Below are 18,101 nucleotides of genomic sequence, written 5' to 3'. Positions count from 1 at the left end.
GTTTTGTTAATTGAATTTTGAGTCTTAACTTCCATCAATTCTAATAAAAATACGGGAGCCATTAATGATTTCGGGCGATTTATGAATGCATCCGTTATTTGGGTCATTAGGATGTGTATCTCCTTTCATTAAAATAACATCAAAGTTTTCTGTTTCTCTAACTAATCTAAAATCTTTTACTAAATGATTGTTTCTGCCACAGCCAAGATGATTTCTATCTGCGTTAAAATTTGGAATCCATTGCGTACTTGGTCCGATATAAGTACAGATCATCCGATAAGACAAAAAATCAACGTGATATAACGGACACTGTGTAGTTTCTATTGTTGATATGTGCAAGTTGTGTTCTTTTAATCCAGTGACCATCGCAAATAAATTGGAAAGTTGTAACATTTCTTTTGCAAAATCCAATACAGTTCGGTTGTAATGAATCGGAAGATATTTATCAATTGACTGGACTTCTTTGGAATTGATCTGAAGAGAAAAATTTTTGATTTTCGAAAGAATGTCTAAATAATTAATAATGTTTCTTGAAGGACTTCGTTTCCAAATAGCAATATTGATCCCTTTTCGGTTGATATCAAATAACACTTCTTTATTGTTTGATATACTAAAGTTTTCTATTACTTCATACACTGAGTTCATATTTTTTTGAAATCCTTCAGATTTTGTAATTGAGTTAAGAATTTTTTTATATTTGGGACTCCATACTGCTGTTTTGGGATCATACTTGAAATAAGGATTCCATCTTGAATGGCAAACAACCCATGGGCCAATCGATGTGAACCAATAACTCCAATACCTAGCATATTTTTAAGTTTAATAACATCATCTTCTTTACAGCTCTTCAGTGTATATCCATAAGCCTTTAAATGTGGATGGAGTTTTTTTATATCATCCCAAGATGTTTCTCCGTCAGATGCGATATGAATGATCTTTGCAGAGATATTTCTTTTCTTTATTTCTTCCTCTAAGTCTAAAACTTGAGTAGAACAAGCGTAACTTTTAACGTTGGGTAAAGTCGAAATTAAGAAAAAACCTTTTCTGCGTTTCAAATTTGGAAACTTAGAATTTGTATTCAAAACAGGTTTAAATTGAAACGTGTAGCACCATTTAAGTCCAATTTTGGGTCTTTTGCCAGTAAGTTCTACCGGCATGTCCCCCAGATAAACCTTCATACGTCTGACTCATCCTCTATTGCTTCCGACTCTTCTATCATAGAATCCCAATCGGGAAATGGATCTTCGAACTTTGCCCAACCATCAGGACCTTCTTTATATTCTGTATCACTTAGCAGGCATTTATCGAGAGTTGCCCGTAGTTTTTTTTCATCCATATCTCGACCAATGAGGACAATCTCTTGGCGCCGATCTCCCCAAGGTTCCAGCCAGTGTGCCTGTAAATTTTTAAATACTTCTGGATCATCGGGGATTTCTTCATCAGGGATACTGGCCCACCAATACCCTTCTGGTTTGTAGGAAGATAAGTTTCCCGCTTGGGAATACAAAACAACCCAATCCATTTTACTGGCAATCCATACAAATCCTTTGGCCCGAACCACGCCTGGTTTTTCTGAATGCAACCATTTGTAAAATCGTTCTGGATGAAAGGGACGTCTATTTCCATACACAAAACTTTTGATTCCATATTCTTCTGTCTCGGGAACATGTTCTCCTCGAAGTTCTTTTAACCATAAAGGGGACTGACTTGCTTTCTCAAAATCAAATCGCCCGGTATTCAATACCTTTGTTAAGGGAACTTTGCTATAATCGGTAGATATTATTTCCGCATCGGCATTTAAGGATCGTAAAATGGTAAGGAGCCGATTCTTTTTTTCTTCGGATAACAAACTGATTTTGTTTACAATGATGGTATTACTAAATTCAACTTGGTCTACTAGTAAGTCTACAATGTCCCGATCATCTTCATCACCTGCACCTAATTCTCGTTCTCTTAAAGAGTCTAGGCTTTGGAAGTCTTTTAAAAAATTGACTGCATCCACAACGGTGATCATCGAATCCAAGGTAACAATATCTGATAAACTAACTCCTGTTTCATCTTCAAATGTAAAGGTTTCGGCAATGGGAAGGGGTTCTGAAATTCCAGTGGATTCGATAAGGATGGAATCAAACCTTCCCTCTTTGGCAAGTTTTGTGATTTCAATCAGTAAATCTTCACGAAGGGTACAACAAATACAACCATTCGACATCTCCACTAACTTCTCATTGGTGCGGCTGAGACTTCCACCAGAGGCCACGAGCCTTGCATCAATGTTGACTTCACTCATATCGTTTACAATGACTGCCACACGAAGTCCCTCTCGGTTTGCGAGGATGTGGTTGAGTAGAGTGGTTTTGCCGGCTCCTAAAAAACCGGAGAGGACGGTTACGGGAATTTTTCCTGTCATTCGAATTTCCTTAATGCAATATAGTTGCATTTGTTTTGGTAAGGAAATTCCGTCAACCTTAAATGCAATTTTGTTGCATCAATTCCTGGAGAGGGTTTTATCCAGTATTTCTCCGCATTCTAAGGGAAATCCTTGCATTTTATGAATGAAGTTCAAATTCTTTAGAAATGCAATTGGATCCGTATTACCTAAAGGCCACAAAAACCATCAATTCGATTCGCTCTACTTTACTTGTTATCTTTATTTTAGGAATTCTAGGCAGTCTTGGCTCACTCCATAAAGACCAACTCATCATGATGCTTTTTACGACCTTCTTTTACGGAATGGTCGCATTGACACAGTTTTTGTTATTAAAAAAAGGGAAAGATCCTCGTGCCTTTTGGTTTGTGCTTGTGGATATCCTACTCATAGGTTCTAACACCTTAGGACAAAGTCTTATGGACTTAGATATTGCATCTTCTGCTTTAAAAGACGGTGTGAACTATATTATTTCCTTTTTTATTCTCTTATATTCGGGTTTTCTTTTTTCTTCAAAACAAACCTATATCATAGGATTTTTCTTAACATTAGTGCAAATTGGATCTTTGGTTTTTGCTGGTATTTCAGGAATGGAGTTTGTGGATCGAAATGATACACATAAAATGGCTTATGCAATTTCTTTACCTGTGGAAATTGTGAAAGTTTTCTTTTTGGGAATGGCTACTGTCGCGATTGCAAAAATGGTGAGGTTACTCACTTCGATTAGAGACGAAGCTGTCCAAGGGAAAAAAACTTCTGAAGAACATTCTAAAGTGATGGAAACACAAAAAGAGGCATTGGTAGAAACTGGAGAAAATTTAAATCAATCCGTTGCCGCCTTAAAAGTGTTTGCTGATGATTTAAATAGCCTTGTTCAAAACCAAGCTGCTTCCATTGAAGAAATTTCAGCTTCGTTAACAAAAATTTCACAATCTACGGAGAACTCTTTTACTTTTGTAAAAGACCAATACAATCGAATAGAAACCTTAAATGAAGAAAGCCACACCTTAGAGGGAATCGTTAAAACGGTTCGAGTAGAGATTGATATCATTTCTGGCCAAATCAACGAATCCTCTAAATTTAGTAATTTAGTAACAAATTCGATGGAAAACTTAAATTCTGTTTTAAGTGAGGTAAGTAATAGTTTCCAGAAGGTGGAAGATGTAAACCAAATTATGAAAGAAATTGCTGACCAGACCAATCTTCTAGCCCTCAATGCCTCCATTGAGGCTGCAAGAGCAGGAGAACATGGTCGTGGGTTTGCCGTTGTTGCCCAAGAAGTTGCAAAACTGGCAGAAAATTCTGCGCTAAACGCAAGTGTTATTTCCAAAACGATTCTTAAATCGAAATCGGATTTACTCAAAGGAAATGTTTCGGCAAAAGACGCAAACGAAATGGCATTAAATCAAAAAAATGAAATGAGTAAAATTCAAAATAAGGTGATCAGTTTTAATGAAAAATTTATCGACTTGCAAAGATTAAATGCTCGTGTTTTAGAATCACAGAAGGAGCTAAAGGTGTTGTCCTCCCAGTTGGAATCCATTGCCAAAGACCAATCCCTTGAAAATAAAGAGGTGATGAGAGCGGCACAAAGTATAGAAAAAGATGTCCAAGTAGTCGCAGAAAACACGAGAGTTCTTGCTGAGCATATTGAAGACATTCAAGGATTGGCAAACCGTATCAAATGATCCTTGTCTAACACCATTAACTTAACGGCTGTCCGTTTCGTTCAGGTCCTGAGATGGGAAAACTATTTGTAATTCTTCTCACCTCTTTGATCTTTGAGTGAAAGTCCTATTTAGGAGCCGACTCTATGATTTCGAATAACTATTTTAATGATAACGATGACCTAATTGATCATTTTGATTCCCTTACACCTTGGAACGAGGTAGTTGACCAATACGAACAAGGTTTTGAAGACTTTGCAGAATACCAAAAATCAGGAAAGGAAGAACTCGCTTTTGCTCCGGGAAACTATGAAGACGCCATTGAATTCTATCGTTCTACTTTAGAAGCAGGTGGGGACATTGCCGGAAACGATATCTCTCAAATCGCTAAACAAATGGATGAAGAAGGTCTCAAATACAAAGATGGCCAAGTTGGATTCCCCAAATCTATGTTAGATGTCGTTGAAAAAATCAAATCGGCCGGACTCCTTCCATACGGAATCCACAGACATTATGGTGGACTAGGGTTACCTTCTGTCGTACAATCGATGTTATCTGAATGTGTTTCTCGTGGAGACGGATCCCTTGCCATCACTCTTGGTTGTATGAACCTAGCAGAAACGGTAGAACGATTCGGGACAGAAGAAATGATCCATGAATTTGTTCCAAAGATGGCAGCTGGAGAACTTTGTGGTGCGATGGCTCTGACTGAACCAAACTACGGATCGGACCTTCCTAATTTACAAACCAAAGCTGTTAAAGGTGAAGACGGAACTTGGAAGATCACAGGAACCAAACGTTTCATCACTCACGCTTGTGGTTTTGGTAACGCTCCTTCCATCATCCTCACACTTGCGAGAACAGGAACTACGACAAGTGGTGCTCGTGGACTTTCTTTCTTTTTAGTTCACTCCAAAGATGTATTTGTAGCTTCCATTGAAAAGAAAATGGGACTTCATTGTTCTCCTACTTGCGAAGTGGTGTTTGAAAACAGTCCAGGGATTCTGATTGGGGAAGAAGGAAAAGGTCTTGTCAAATACTCAATGGCCATGATGAACCAAGCTCGCCTCAACATTGCGGCCCAAGCAATGGGGATTGCCACTGCAGCTTTCTTCGAAGGAAAAAAGTATGCAGAAGAAAGAGTGCAGTTTGGAAAAACCATTAACAACATCACTGCAGTGAAAAAAATGTTGGAACGTATGGAACGAGAAGTGGCTGCCATGCGTTGTATTCTTTACGAAGCAAGTTTTGCCGTAGACCAATATCGTTGGAAAGAAGAACGAGGAAAGATGAAAGGTCTTTCTGAGAAAGACATCAAAAAAGATGAGTCTTTCAAAAAATGGGAAAAACTTGCCTCTCTTTTCACTCCACTTTCCAAATACTACATCACAGAAATGGCAAACCTTGTGGCTTATGATGCCATGCAGATCCACGGTGGATCAGGTTATACAGAAGATTATGATGTAGCAAGACTTTACCGTGATGTTCGTATTACCAATATCTATGAAGGAACGACACAATTACAAACGGTAGCTTGTATTGGTGGGATTGTTTCAGGGATGACAGAAACGGGTATTTACCGTGAATACCTAAAATCGGAAATGGCAACTTTTGCATCTAGCCAAGGATTAAACGACCTATTCAAACAATTTGAAACCGTTGTGGCTGAATATGCGGAAATTGATTCCACTCCGCTTCGGGAAGAATTGGCCTTTGAAGTCGTAGAGTCTGCAGCTCGTTTCCACAATAGTTTGTTACTCGAAAGAAGTATTGGTCGTTCTAAGGTAGAAAGAAGAAACTATCGAAAGTCGATCACAGATGCCTATATCCTTGATAGTTCGGCAATCCTTGCTTCAAACCTAACAAAGATTCGTGGAAAGAAAAAAGCTCCAATCACTGCTTAAACCAGTAGATTCAAATCCTCTTCTTCCTTGTTACGCATGTTTTATGGAAGAAGGGGAAGGTATCAAGTCTTCCAACAAACCAGACATTCGCCTCTCTTCTCCATTTTCTTGGAGAGGAGATTCATTTCCTCCCATTTTAGATTCCGAAAACCCTGACCACAAAATACGCATTCGTGATTTAGGAATTCCTTATATTTTCGATATCCACACTCATTTTTTTCCAGAAACGGTAATGAAACTGATTTGGCGTTGGTTTGATAACGTGAACTGGGCGATCGGATACCGGTTACCAGAAAGGGAAAGAGTGGAACGACTTCACCACAATGGGATCGAACGGTTTACTACTTTAAATTATGCTCATAAAGCAGGTATGGCTTCTCCATTAAATGATTGGACTTATGCTAATTATAAAAAATGGAAAGGAGCCGTTCCCTTTGGAACTTTTTATCCCGAAGAGGGAGTTCTTACGTATGTAAAAAAGGCAGTGGAAGAGTATGAATTTTGTGGATTCAAACTCCACTGCGAAGTCTCTAAACTCAATTTAAACACTCCTGAACTTGCCGACACCTTTTTATATTTACAGGAAAAACAAATCCCCATCCTCATCCATACAGGAACGGCACCACTTCCCGGTGAGTTTACAGGGATCCAATTTTTTAAACCTTTTCTCCAAACCTATCCGAAGTTACGGATCATTGTCGCTCATATGGGAGCTCATGAAATCTCCGCCTATGCTTCGTTATTGGAAAGTTTTCCTAACTTAGGTCTTGATACCACAATGGTCTTTGTAGATTTTCTTGCGACCGGGAGAAAAGAAGATGTGGATGCGGCAGTTTTTTATCTGGAAAAATACCAGAATCAAATTTACTTTGGGTCGGATTTTCCGAACATTCCCTATAATCTAAACCATCCCATCACACGTTTTTTAGATCTACCGATTAGCGACCGGGCCAAACAAAAAATCCTACAACAAAACGCAGAAAACTTATTTTTTAAATGAAACGTGGTTGCATTTGCAACAGTGTTGCAAATAATGGGCCAACAGAGGTATTTATGAAATTTGCTAAATTTTTTCTATTTTCTGTTCTCAGTTTCTCTATTTTGAATTGTGCTGAACTGTTTCAGTCCCGAGATAAAAAAGACAATACGGATGCTTTGTTTGCTGCCTTGTTTGCTTCCCCAAGTTGTGGGCCAAGTGCCGTGTCCGGTTCAGCAGGAAATGGCACTCGTTATTTATTTACTGGATGTTCTGGCGACCCAACCTCTGTACTACGGGCATTTGGATTTACCTCTAGTGGGGTTACGTTCAATGCAGGAATCCAGGGAACAAGTCTCGCCTCGACAATTATTACCAATGCTTCCAGTCTTTCCACTTCAGGAAATGATTCGAAAGCGGGAATTGAAATTACATATTTGATGAACCAAGGAGATTCTTTGGTGGATGCTTTGGTCCAATCCACTTCTAGTTTTGCCGGCCCAGGTGTTCAGTTCTCTCCAACGCAGGCGCAGTGGTTGAATGGTTCCACTCCCTCCGCTTTTGTCACCACACCAAGCATTGCTTGGACCTCTTCTGTAGGGATCGAAAAGACAGTTTGTATCGAAGTTCATAAAGAAAATGCGAATGCACATATTTTTGGCTGGTCCAGTGCTTGTAATTCGGTCAATCGCTCTGCTTATGAATTTGAAGAAGAAGATGCAGTGATTACAGGCTTTACAGGAGACCGAGTTGGTTTAAAAATCAATAAAGCAGTCATCAAATCTATTACCATTTATTCTACTGTCATTGGAACGGCTGGTTCCTTACAGTAAAAATTAATAAGAAAGAACTAACGTGAAACCAAATTTTCGTTTTTCAAAATTCAAAATGGGGGGAGTATTGTTCTCCCTCCTATTTTCAGTGATTCTTTTTGCCCAAACTTCAGAATGGGAAAAGGAATTGTTTGAGAAAGGATCAGCTAACAAAAAAAATGCGGAATCTTCTGTTAAAACAAAGGAATCGAATTCTGATTGGGAAGATGATTTAGAAAAGGATTTATTAGACCAAGAAAAACGAGAAAAGGGAACCGAAGGAAGTCGAGGGATCACATCGCCAGTTCAATCGAACCAACAAATCAATCGTTCGGCCCAAAATCTTATGATGGATGCTTATGCTGCCATTGATATTGTTGGTGCTTGGGACAGAAACAAACCAAGGGGAACTGGGGAACGAATTGACAACCAGTTAGACATTCGCACCGCCGAATTTGGGTTTAATGGTGCTGTTGACCAATGGATGCGTGCCAATTTTATTGGGGCTGCTCATGGTGAAAATGGTAAGTATTTTTTTGAAGTCCATGAGGCTTGGGTTCAATTTCCTTTTTTACCTTTTAATACCTCGCTCAAAGCAGGCCAGATGTTCATAGATGTGGGCAGATTGAATAAAATCCATGCTCATGATCGAGCCTTTACTATGACTCCGATTGTTCATGAAAAATTCATTGGATGGGAATCTGCTATAGATACTGGTGCAGAATTTAGTATTCTATTTCCTTGGAAATGGATTACACAAGAACTTGTGTTAGGTGCTACAAATGGAAGGAAATGGGGTCATTCTCATGATGGAGGAATCCAAAAAAATAATCCATTGTTATATGCCCACTTAAAACATTTTTATTATTTTGGTAACAATTGGGGAACTCAATTTGGATTTTCTGGAATTCGATTTGAACCCACAGCGGAAAGAAAAAACCAAAGGCTTTTATACGGGATGGATGCAGTGCTCCGTTGGAACCGATCAAATTTAAGTGAAATTATGCTAATGGGAGAAGGTTGGTACCAACAAGAAATTTTTCCTTCCAATCTTGATCCCATAACATTTCAAAAAACGAAAGCTCCTTCCAAAGACCAGTGGGGTGCCTATGCATTTTTAGATTTTAAATTCCACCAATTATGGTCTATTGGGTTTCGTTATGATTATTTTACAGATAAGTCTCTGGTCGATCAAAACGGCGACCCTGCAAAAAATGCCATTGAGGCCCAATCATTCCAGATGACCTTTCACAGTTCGGAATTTGGAAAGGTAAGAGGTTCTGTGGAAAGAAGATACATTCAAGATTATTCAAAAGCAACAAATGAAGAAGTCAGAGAATATCGTTTTTATGTCCAAACAGTTGCCGTATTAGGTTCTCATCCAGCACATACTTATTAAGGAAAAGAAGAGGAGTTCTAAATCCAATGCGTTTTACATTTATGATTGTCAATCGATTCGTTTCTATTTTATTATTTGCCCTTTTTGTCGGCACACCATTGTTTGCAAAGGTTTCTCTTGTTACAAGTCTTCCCGATATCAAATACATCGCCGAACAAATAGCCGGTGATAGGGCGGAAGTTTCCGGAATGATTCGAGGAACCGATGATCCACATTTTGTCATGACAAGACCCGACTTCCTTGTCAAACTCAGCGAAGCAGATGTTCTTTGTGTGATTGGTCTTGATTTAGAAATTGGTTGGATTCCTTACCTCCAACAACAATCCCGCAATATCAAAATCCAAAAAGGCCAACCGGGATATTGTGATACTTCCTTTGGAGTAAAAATTCTTGGGGAACCAACGGTGATGATGGATCGTTCTATGGGGGATATGCATATTTATGGGAATCCACATTATTGGAATGATCCCATTAATGCGATCCAGATGGCACAAAATATAAAAAATGCTTTCACCCGTGTTGATCCTTTGAACGGAGAATACTACGAAGGGAATTTTAACACCTTCAAAAAACGTCTCATCCAACTCACAAAAGAAGAAATGAAAAAAATGGAACCCTATTTTGGTTTGAAGGTAGCCGTATTTCATGACCAGTTTGTGTATTTGGCTTCCCGGTTTAAATTCAATGCGAATTTAACCATCGAAGAAAGACCCGGAGTTCCACCTTCTGTTCGTTATATGGATCAGGTCATCAGTTATATGACTGCAGAAAAGATAAAAATTATCTTGATTGGTCCTTATCATAATCCAAAGTATGCTGAGTATGTATCTTCGAAGGTTCCGGGGAGCGTTGTTGTCACTTTACCCGTTTCTGTCGGAGGTAGTCCAGAGGCTCTCACTTACGAAGATACCCTGCGACTGATGTTACAAAAAATACGAGATGCAAGCGATAAAACCAAATAATCTAGAATCTCCTGTTTCATTGATTCATACTGACGCACTTTGTGTCGGATATAGAAGGGAATTTCCAGTGGTTTCCGATATCCATTTGCAGGTCCATTCTGGAAAAACCTATGCTCTCGTCGGTGGAAATGGTGCTGGAAAAACCACACTCTTTCGTACGTTGACAGAACTTTTGCCCCCACTCTCTGGAACCATATCTTTTTCAAAAACATTTACCACTTCCTATGTACCCCAAGCCAAACGTATGTCTCTTGAATTTCCTTTGCGAGTGGAAGATGTACTTCTGATGCCAAAAAATATTGGACTTAGCTTTTTACCGAAAAAGAAATTTTCGAGTGAAGATTTGGCACTTATTGAAAGAACAGGCGTTAGTTCGTATTTAAAAAAACAAATCTCTCTCTGTAGTGGGGGACAGTTACAAAAAGTCTTAATCCTTCGTTCCCTCCTCACAAAAGCCAATTTGATTTTTTTAGATGAACCAATGGATTCCTTGGATCATAATGCTAGAGAACTTTTCCAAACAGTTTTATCCGAATATCTAAAGGAAGGAAACAGATCCCTTTTTTTTATCACTCATAGTTTAGAACATGATTGGGGATTTGGGTTTGATGAAATTTTTGAAATAGACGAAGGAAAACTCTATAATATCACCAGTGGAGAAAGGCCGCCAAACTGCCACCACCATGACTAATATACTTTCTAATTGGACTTTATTTTTACCTCAAATCCTTGTAGGTAGCCTTGTGGGTGCCCTTTTATCAGTTCTCGGAATTTTGATCGTACTCAGAGGTATGACTTTTTTTGGTGTCACATTATCCCAAGCTGTTACTTTTTCTGTCGCCTTATCCTTGTTTATGGAATGGCCAGGAGAAATTTTCCCCATTCTATTCTCTTCTGTGTTAGTTTTTCCACTATTGTATGTAAGAAAATTGAGAGGGATGAAAGAAGAGGTCATCCTTGGAATTCTTTTTGTATTCTTTTCTGCGGCTTCGCAAGTCATGTTGTCCCTTGGTGGGAATGTCCAAAATCATTTGATGGCTGCATTTTTTGGGGATATTTTAACTTCACAAGTTAGGACAAATTCCTTTGGAATTTACATCGCTATTTTCTTTTTTATCCTTTACCTAAGTTTTTTCAGACGTTTTCTTTTTATTAGTTTTGATCGGGACGAATACAAAATCCAAGTGGGAAATCCTCTTCCATTTGATCTTTTGTTTTATATCATTTTGGCTGCCTCTCTTACCGTTGCCGTCAATTTACTCGGAACTTTTTATAGCATTGCCCATTTAATTTTACCAGTCTTTGCACTTCTCCCACTCATTCGTTCTTTAAAACTATTAACAGTTGTTTGTGTATTGTTTTCTGTATTTTCCACTATCTCTGGATTTTTGATTTCACTTGTCGGAATTGAAAGAAATGGGGAAATGATTTATTTTCCAACCTCATCTAGTATCATCCTTGTTCTCTGCGGATTGGCTTTTTTTCTCCATTTGATTCGATTTCTAACCACTTCCGTTTTTTCCAAATCTGTCCGATAAATAGTATGTGGAACTAATCCCTTGCAATAGCTGCGGTGAAAACCGCTTCCGTCCCATTTTTACAAAAGAAAGCCCACTGGGTGAATCGTTTTCAATTGTCTCTTGTGTTTCTTGTGGGCTCGTTCAAGTGAACCCCCAACCGGATTTTATGGCTGTCAAAAAGTATTACGACGATTCTTATTTTACTCAACGGACAGAAAGAGGGTATGACAATTATTATTCCGAAAAACTTCGGACAGAGATTGCTCGGGTCTTCCAACTCAATCTAAAGGATTTGGATTTTTTTTCTTGGGAGAGAGATCGTAATTCTCATTTGTTACCAGGGGAAAAACTGTCTTCTTTGGACATTGGATGTGCGGCTGGTTACTTTGTTGCTTACCAAAAAGAACGTGGATACGATGCTTTTGGTATTGAAATTGCCGATGGTCCCGTTCGTTTTGCGAGAGAAACCTTACACTTAAATATCTTCCAAGAGAACTTTTTAGATTGGGACATGGAGTTCCAAAATCAATTTGATGTCATCACACTATGGGCGACGATCGAACACCTTCACAAACCAAAGGAAACCTTAAAAAAGATTCAAAAACATTTAAAACCTGGTGGGGTGCTGATTTTATCCACCTGTCGTTACGGCTTACTTGCAAAACTTGGTGGGAAAAATTGGCGGTATCTCAATGTTCCTGAACATCTATATTATTATTCCTATAAGGGATTAAAAAATTTACTTCTGAGTTTGGGTTTTGAGAAACCAGTATCTTTTACCTATGGAAGTGGAATGACCTCACGCGCCGGAGCCAGTTTATTTTTCAAACTCCGGAAACGTGTGATGGACCAACTTGTAAAGTGGTTTCAGTCAGGTGATATGATGGTGTATATGGTACAGAAGGAGAACTAACCTTCGAGAGATTTTAAAATATCCTCAACACAGAAAGCAACCACTTCCTCCAATTCTGCTGTGGCATCTACGAAGATCGTAGATTCTGGTAAAATTGCCAAATAGTTTTGGTAGATGCGAGCCTGTTCCGAATCGACATCAAATACTTCTTCCTTACCACCACGACTTGTTCTACGTTCTTGTGCCTCTTCCGGTGAAAGATCTAAAAAATAAACTCGGTTGGGTTCAGGAAATCCTCTATCCTCATTTTTATATAAGATGTCGGCTGCATGTTCTTCATCTCTACCTTGGTAAGCGGCAGTGGAAAAATAATAGCGATCTTGTACAATTGATTTACCACTCTTTAACGTTGGTAAGATGACTTCATTGACCGAGCACTCACGATCAGCAATAAAGGTTTCTATCTGTTCTTCTTTTGTCAGTTTGAGTTTTCCTTGTAGGAACTCTCTGATTTTTTTTCCGTGCACACTGTCTGTTGGCTCTCTATGCCAAAGGTTTGGAATGGATTTTGTTAAAAGTGCTTCCGATACCATTCGAGAGACAGTGGTTTTCCCGGATCCATCGATCCCTTCAAAGACAAAGAACTGATTATTTTGGGGCATATCCCCTCCATTTTAAGAATGGTCGTTTTTTCCTCGACTTATTTACTAAACTCGGCAATTTAGTCTAAGGAGCAAAAACATGAAAAAAATTTCGTCTATGCTGATCATTGCTTTTTTGGCTGTATTTATGATTAACTGTGCCTCTGAAGAAGTTAAACAAACGCCAGTTGTGGAAGAACCAAAACCTTCCAAAAAACCAAAATTGGATGATTCATTCAAAACAAGAGCTAGAGATATTAAATAATTTCTACTCAAATCAGAAACCACCCTGGGCAACCTGGGTGGTTTTTTTTATCATTCCGCTTAATTAATAAGCAAATTTAGCGTTTTTCTTCCTCCCGTGTTCGTTGTTGCCTTTTAATTGGGCATATTGCAGTAAAATTCCCTACAATGCTTATTGGTACTGATCTTGCATTAAAAGATTGTATCTATTTATGATTACAGAAAGAGAAAGTCATCAGCTTCTGCGCGATTGGAAAGAATGGTTGTCTGGCGGAACCCTCGTTCCCGTTTTCCAACCCATCCTTTCGTCGGAATCCACTGGCATTTACGGTTATGAACTCCTCGGTCGTCTTTCCACTCCCGAAGGACTGGTAAGCCTAGGAGAATTCTTTTTATCTCAAACCTTTGGTTACGATGAAATTTTTTTCTTAAAAAAGAAAGTCGATGAAGAAATCCGTTATGCTGCCTTACAAAAATTTGCAAAAGAAGCACCTGCAGAAACCAAGTTATTTTTAAATATATCTCCGAACATAATGTACCATACATTGTTACAATTGGAAACAACACTCCCACAAACCATTCGGATGGTGAGAGAAGTTGGAGTGGACCCAGAACGGATAGTCATTGAGATTACGGAAGAAAGATTCCCACATAATTTAGAGTTATTACGTCCCGTTCTTAATTTATACCGACAAGAAGGATTCTCTATTGCTGTGGATGATGCCGGGTCGGAAGCAAGTAATTTAGATCGAATTGGTCTCTTTCATCCAGAAATTATTAAAGTCGACTTACAGATGTTAAGAAGGTCAACATTCTCAAGAAACTTCAAAGAAATTTTACTCAACTTATCAAAGTTGGGAGAATCTTTGGGAAGTAGTTTACTATTTGAAGGAATTGAATCGGAAGATGAACTTTACAATGCTTTGAATTACGGAGCAAGATACATCCAGGGTTTTTATTTTGCCAAACCAGAACCACTATTTGCAAAACGATTTGATTATAGAACTGAAATGCAATCTTCTTTAGAATACTTTCATGCCCGAAAACAATCGGAGATGAATCGCCAAATTGAATGGGAGACTATTTGGAAGGATAAACTATCTGAAATCATGATGGGATTTACGGAAGAGAATGGAATTTGGGAATGGAAGGGTGGATTTGAAACCAATGTTTTTGGAGATGGGGATTTTTTTCGGATGTACATCACAAGTCCGCTTGGGTTCCAGGTTTCTCCTAATTATTCCCGTGGTAATACAGGGAATATAGAACCGGACTATTCCTTTCTTGGAAAAAACTGGTCCTTTCGCCCATATTTTTTTGAACATTTGCACAAATCCAAAACGAGTCGGGATGCTTGGACTCTTTCCCAAATGTATCATGACATATCCGAACGGATGATGTTACGGACATTTGCTAGAAATCTTTCTGAAAATTTGATTTTATTCATCGATGTGGTGGTTTCAAGATCCTGAAAGGTTTTGCGAAAATCCCTCTCATCTGAGATCATGTCATTCAATATGGCAAAAATACAATTTTTGCAATTACCGGTACCTCCTCCTTCCTATTATGCAGCAACGGGAAATGTCCCCCTAGCGGCTGCTAGTTTAGCAAGTTGTCTCGAGTCCAAAGAAGACCCAGTTTTAGGTATCCAACCTTTTGTCATTCCTCCGGAAGATACAGATTCTTTAGGTGACAAAGAATTAATCGATCGGATCGCAAAAGAAGGTCCTGATTTTTTAGGTCTCTCATTATATTTATGGAATACAGAACGTAGCCTTTACATTGCCAAAGAAATTAAAAAACGAAATCCAGATACTAAGATCCTCATCGGAGGTCCAGAGGTCAATGATGACAACCCTTATGTTTTGGGGGAAGAGGGTTATGATATCGCTGTGTCTGGTGAAGCCGAACATAGTTTTCGAAACCTTATGCGGACCATCCTCTCTGGGTCTTCTTTGGAAGGATTGGAAAATGTGGCCTATCGGAAAGAAAACGGAAAACTTACATCCTTTGGAAAACAGGCACAAGCAAATTTTCCACTCACGGATTTTCCTTCTCCCTATACCACTGGCCATTTACAAGTAGATCCCAAACGTTCCACGTATTTGGAAACCGTCAGGGGTTGTAAATCGCAATGTACCTATTGTTTCTATCCTAAGTCCTCACAAAACTTAAGGACACTTGATATTCCTGAAACCATTCGTTTGATTTCCAATTTAAAAGAAAAAGGAGCCAGGGAACTGGTTTTTTTAGATCCTACCTTCAATCATAGACCTGGATTCGAAAATTTTTTGGATGCCATTGCTTTAGTAAACTCCGATGGCCAGATGTCCATGTTTGCGGAATTACGTTCGGAAGGTGTCACTCCAAAAATTGCAACTAAACTTCGTAAGGCGGGATTCACTCGAGTGGAACTGGGACTTCAATCCGTAAACGAAGAAACTTTGAAACGAGTGAAACGTTATGGTAGTCCACACAAAGTGGCAGAAGTGGCGAAGATGTTAGCTGGTGAAGGAATGGAACTGCTTCTGGATCTCATCATCGGACTACCTGGTGACAAACCGGATGATGTGGAAAGAGGAATTCATTTCTTTTTGGAACACGGCCTTGGGGAATGGGTTCAAGCCTTTCCCTTGTCCGTTTTGCCAGGGACTGCCATGCGTCGGGATGCTGAGAAAGAAGGACTTTCTTTTATGTCGACACCGCCATACCGAATCATCCAAACGCCGACCTTTAGTCCAAGGGACTTAACAGAGTCTTTGTACTTTGCAGAAGATTTACTCGAAAGACGACTGGATGAATTTCCAAGACCATTTTTGTGTGCACCAGAATCTGGAAAAAATGACCGAATGGATCTGGAGTTTTCAAGTTCGGGAATTCGATTTTTTAGTTCTGGGTTAGAGAATGCATTTGCAATGGCAAAGGAATGGTCGGGGAGTCGCCATCATAGTGTTTGGTTTCATTCCGAAAATTTGGGAAAGGATCTTTCTAGGATTCTAACATTCATCGAAGGGCGAATTAATTCTGAGCCATTTTCTACCATTGACTTTGTGATTCCTTTGGCCTCTGTTCCCAAATCAAAGGAAGTGGCAGATCTTGTTTCTACCCTTGAGGCCAAAAGAAATTCTTATTTATCCAGGACTTTGGCGCATCGTGGAGAGAACCTACAACACCGATTGGTCTTTGTCATCGACGGACAAAAGTTGGAACTGAAGAACTGGCGAAAGAATGAACTGGATTCAGCTTCGTATTTGATTTATGAAAAACTTCCAACAAGTAAAATCAAAAGTTTGGATCTTTCGGAAGAATCTTTCTATTTGGTGGATGGGGAAGAAGTTGATCCAAAGGATTTTGAATTCTTAAAACAAAATATGGATCCAGAGACCATAACATTTTCCTCTAGAAAACTAGAAGAAAGATGGTCGATGGAAGTTTTAGGTTACGGAGAACTTTAAATTAGGATTTGTGATTTTGTTTTCGAAAGAATTCCACGTTTTCCAAAAATCTTTTTTTCTCACCGGAACGAGAGGAGTGTCCCGCAATCGCCAAGCCTACTGTTAGGTGACCTTCTTCGTTTTTGGTAATTGTTTTGATTGTCCCAAACGCAGTGAGAGGAGATTGCATTTTAAAAAATATATCAAATTGGAATCCGGAAAGTTTTGGTAAACTTTGAATCAAATCAGGGTGGTCTACAATCACTTTGAGTCCACCTTCAGAAATATCAATCACTGGAAATTTTCCATCTGACTTGATCATATTTGAATGACGAATCCGGTCTACCATTTCAAAACATAAAGTTTTCATCTCCATGGCTTTCAGCAAATCAAAGGTTTCTGTTTTACTTTGCATTTGGATGTATCCAATCGGAATGGATTCTTCTTCATCAGTTAAATAGAGAATGGGGAGGATGAGTTCTGATTTGATTTTTTGGTTTCGTTTGTTATTGATTTCTTTATCAATATCTTCTTCGATTTCTTCTGAAAAAACCAAGAAGTCTTCGTTCGGAGCCGTTTCGTAGGATTTGCGATCGGTGGCATCTTCTAACAACAAACCCTTTTTGGTTTTTTTAATTTGGCGGATGATTTCTGAGTCTTCACTTGAGTTAAAAGTCGAAATCTTAATAAAATCCACTGAGTTTTTGAGTTTGGTTTCATAGTCTTGAAAGTTCACTTTGACTGCCGTCGGGACATGAAACATATCTGTTTCAATTTTTGCCTTACTGGAAACCACGTTGGTGATCCAAGCGGATCCAGGTGGGACAGGGATCCTTGAACTTTCTCTATCTTTTTTTGCGATGGCAATTTTATCTAAATGGAGTACATACTGCGACTCCCCTTTATCTTGTTCCACCGTACATTCCAGATGCAGGTATCGGCCTAAAATTTTGTATAGGGTGATTTTTTGGCCCACAGAAAGTGTCAGGGTAGGGCGAACGCTCACAAGAACCTTGTTCCCATCCGCTGATACTTTTTTTAAAAAACAACTTTCCCCAGAGTGGATGTTGTCCTTTAGACTCAATTCCTGGTTTAATAAAAATTTCGTCAAAACATGGAGTTTTTTTTCTTTGTCAGAAAAAACATCCAAAGATCGCTTACTTCTTTCTAGTGTTTCCATAAAAGGTCGTGTTACTTACTATTATCGGACGAATTTCTCCTGAAATTCTCTTGCACGGAGAGTTTTCTTGCCTAAAGTAGAAAAA

At 38.9% G+C, this 18,101-nt stretch carries 17 protein-coding genes; 12 read left to right on the top strand and 5 right to left on the bottom strand.

The annotated features are described in order from the left end of the window. Positions 1-24: 24 nt before the first annotated feature. The 3 genes from CLV96_RS04845 to zigA are packed head-to-tail and all read right to left on the bottom strand — an operon-like array spanning position 25 to position 2,407. Positions 25-645, bottom strand: coding sequence for a DUF1826 domain-containing protein (locus CLV96_RS04845; protein WP_004788442.1), 621 nt, complete (start codon positions 643-645; stop codon positions 25-27). Further along, complete coding sequence (locus CLV96_RS04840; RefSeq protein ID WP_004788522.1) at positions 642-1,178, bottom strand: hypothetical protein; 537 nt, start codon at positions 1,176-1,178, stop codon at positions 642-644. Before CLV96_RS04840 ends, CLV96_RS04845 begins: the two co-directional genes overlap by 4 nt. Beyond that, the gene (gene zigA, locus CLV96_RS04835; RefSeq protein ID WP_004788894.1) at positions 1,175-2,407 is read right to left on the bottom strand and encodes a zinc metallochaperone GTPase ZigA; all 1,233 of its coding nucleotides are present in this window, start codon (positions 2,405-2,407) and stop codon (positions 1,175-1,177) included. Before zigA ends, CLV96_RS04840 begins: the two co-directional genes overlap by 4 nt. A 167-nt stretch (positions 2,408-2,574) precedes the next feature. Here zigA and CLV96_RS04830 point away from each other — a divergent pair, with 167 nt between their 5' ends. The 9 genes from CLV96_RS04830 (at position 2,575) to CLV96_RS04790 (ending at position 12,578) form a co-directional block, all read left to right on the top strand. Beyond that, positions 2,575-4,113: a methyl-accepting chemotaxis protein gene (locus tag CLV96_RS04830; protein WP_004788386.1), complete on the top strand. Its 1,539-nt coding sequence runs from the start codon at positions 2,575-2,577 to the stop codon at positions 4,111-4,113. Between the two features lie 125 nt (positions 4,114-4,238). Then, positions 4,239-5,996 (top strand): acyl-CoA dehydrogenase family protein, encoded by a 1,758-nt coding sequence (locus CLV96_RS04825; protein WP_004788638.1) that lies wholly within the window; start codon positions 4,239-4,241, stop codon positions 5,994-5,996. A gap of 43 nt (positions 5,997-6,039) precedes the next feature. Beyond that, complete coding sequence (locus tag CLV96_RS04820) at positions 6,040-6,996, top strand: amidohydrolase family protein (protein ID WP_004788388.1); 957 nt, start codon at positions 6,040-6,042, stop codon at positions 6,994-6,996. 53 nt (positions 6,997-7,049) lie between these two features. After that, positions 7,050-7,805, top strand: a complete 756-nt coding sequence (locus CLV96_RS04815; protein WP_004788404.1) for a hypothetical protein — start codon at positions 7,050-7,052, stop codon at positions 7,803-7,805. 22 nt (positions 7,806-7,827) lie between these two features. Beyond that, complete coding sequence (locus tag CLV96_RS04810) at positions 7,828-9,183, top strand: TonB-dependent receptor (protein ID WP_004788986.1); 1,356 nt, start codon at positions 7,828-7,830, stop codon at positions 9,181-9,183. Between the two features lie 26 nt (positions 9,184-9,209). Continuing rightward, entirely contained in the window at positions 9,210-10,145 is a 936-nt protein-coding gene (locus tag CLV96_RS04805; protein WP_004789172.1) for a metal ABC transporter substrate-binding protein, read from the top strand. Next, positions 10,123-10,836, top strand: a complete 714-nt coding sequence (locus tag CLV96_RS04800) for a metal ABC transporter ATP-binding protein (RefSeq protein ID WP_040917596.1) — start codon at positions 10,123-10,125, stop codon at positions 10,834-10,836. The genes CLV96_RS04805 and CLV96_RS04800 overlap by 23 nt, the downstream gene beginning before the upstream one ends. After that, a complete protein-coding gene (locus tag CLV96_RS04795) occupies positions 10,829-11,683 on the top strand; it encodes a metal ABC transporter permease (protein ID WP_020777811.1) in 855 nt (284 codons plus the stop codon). Before CLV96_RS04800 ends, CLV96_RS04795 begins: the two co-directional genes overlap by 8 nt. 7 nt (positions 11,684-11,690) lie before the next feature. Then, positions 11,691-12,578, top strand: coding sequence for a class I SAM-dependent methyltransferase (locus tag CLV96_RS04790; RefSeq protein WP_004788919.1), 888 nt, complete (start codon positions 11,691-11,693; stop codon positions 12,576-12,578). Here CLV96_RS04790 and tmk read toward each other — a convergent pair. Further along, the gene (gene tmk / locus CLV96_RS04785; RefSeq protein ID WP_004788878.1) at positions 12,575-13,180 is read right to left on the bottom strand and encodes a dTMP kinase; all 606 of its coding nucleotides are present in this window, start codon (positions 13,178-13,180) and stop codon (positions 12,575-12,577) included. The genes CLV96_RS04790 and tmk overlap by 4 nt on opposite strands. A gap of 79 nt (positions 13,181-13,259) precedes the next feature. On the opposite strand from tmk, the gene CLV96_RS19790 reads away from it, so the two are divergent. The 3 genes from CLV96_RS19790 (at position 13,260) to CLV96_RS04775 (ending at position 16,857) form a co-directional block, all read left to right on the top strand. Continuing rightward, positions 13,260-13,424, top strand: coding sequence for a hypothetical protein (locus tag CLV96_RS19790; RefSeq protein WP_002973824.1), 165 nt, complete (start codon positions 13,260-13,262; stop codon positions 13,422-13,424). A 190-nt stretch (positions 13,425-13,614) separates the two neighbouring features. Beyond that, positions 13,615-14,874 (top strand): EAL domain-containing protein, encoded by a 1,260-nt coding sequence (locus tag CLV96_RS04780; protein WP_004788617.1) that lies wholly within the window; start codon positions 13,615-13,617, stop codon positions 14,872-14,874. Positions 14,875-14,919: 45 nt separating this feature from the next. Next, positions 14,920-16,857: a B12-binding domain-containing radical SAM protein gene (locus tag CLV96_RS04775; protein ID WP_004788945.1), complete on the top strand. Its 1,938-nt coding sequence runs from the start codon at positions 14,920-14,922 to the stop codon at positions 16,855-16,857. 1 nt (position 16,858) lies between these two features. On the opposite strand, the gene CLV96_RS04770 is transcribed toward CLV96_RS04775, so the two are convergent. Beyond that, complete coding sequence (locus CLV96_RS04770; protein ID WP_004788306.1) at positions 16,859-18,016, bottom strand: DUF1577 domain-containing protein; 1,158 nt, start codon at positions 18,014-18,016, stop codon at positions 16,859-16,861. Positions 18,017-18,101 lie beyond the last annotated feature (85 nt).

This window comes from Leptospira meyeri, assembly GCF_004368965.1.
GTDB lineage: Bacteria > Spirochaetota > Leptospiria > Leptospirales > Leptospiraceae > Leptospira_A > Leptospira_A meyeri.
The sequence above is the reverse complement of the archived record's forward strand: the minus strand, read 5'-3'. Positions and strand labels throughout refer to the sequence as shown.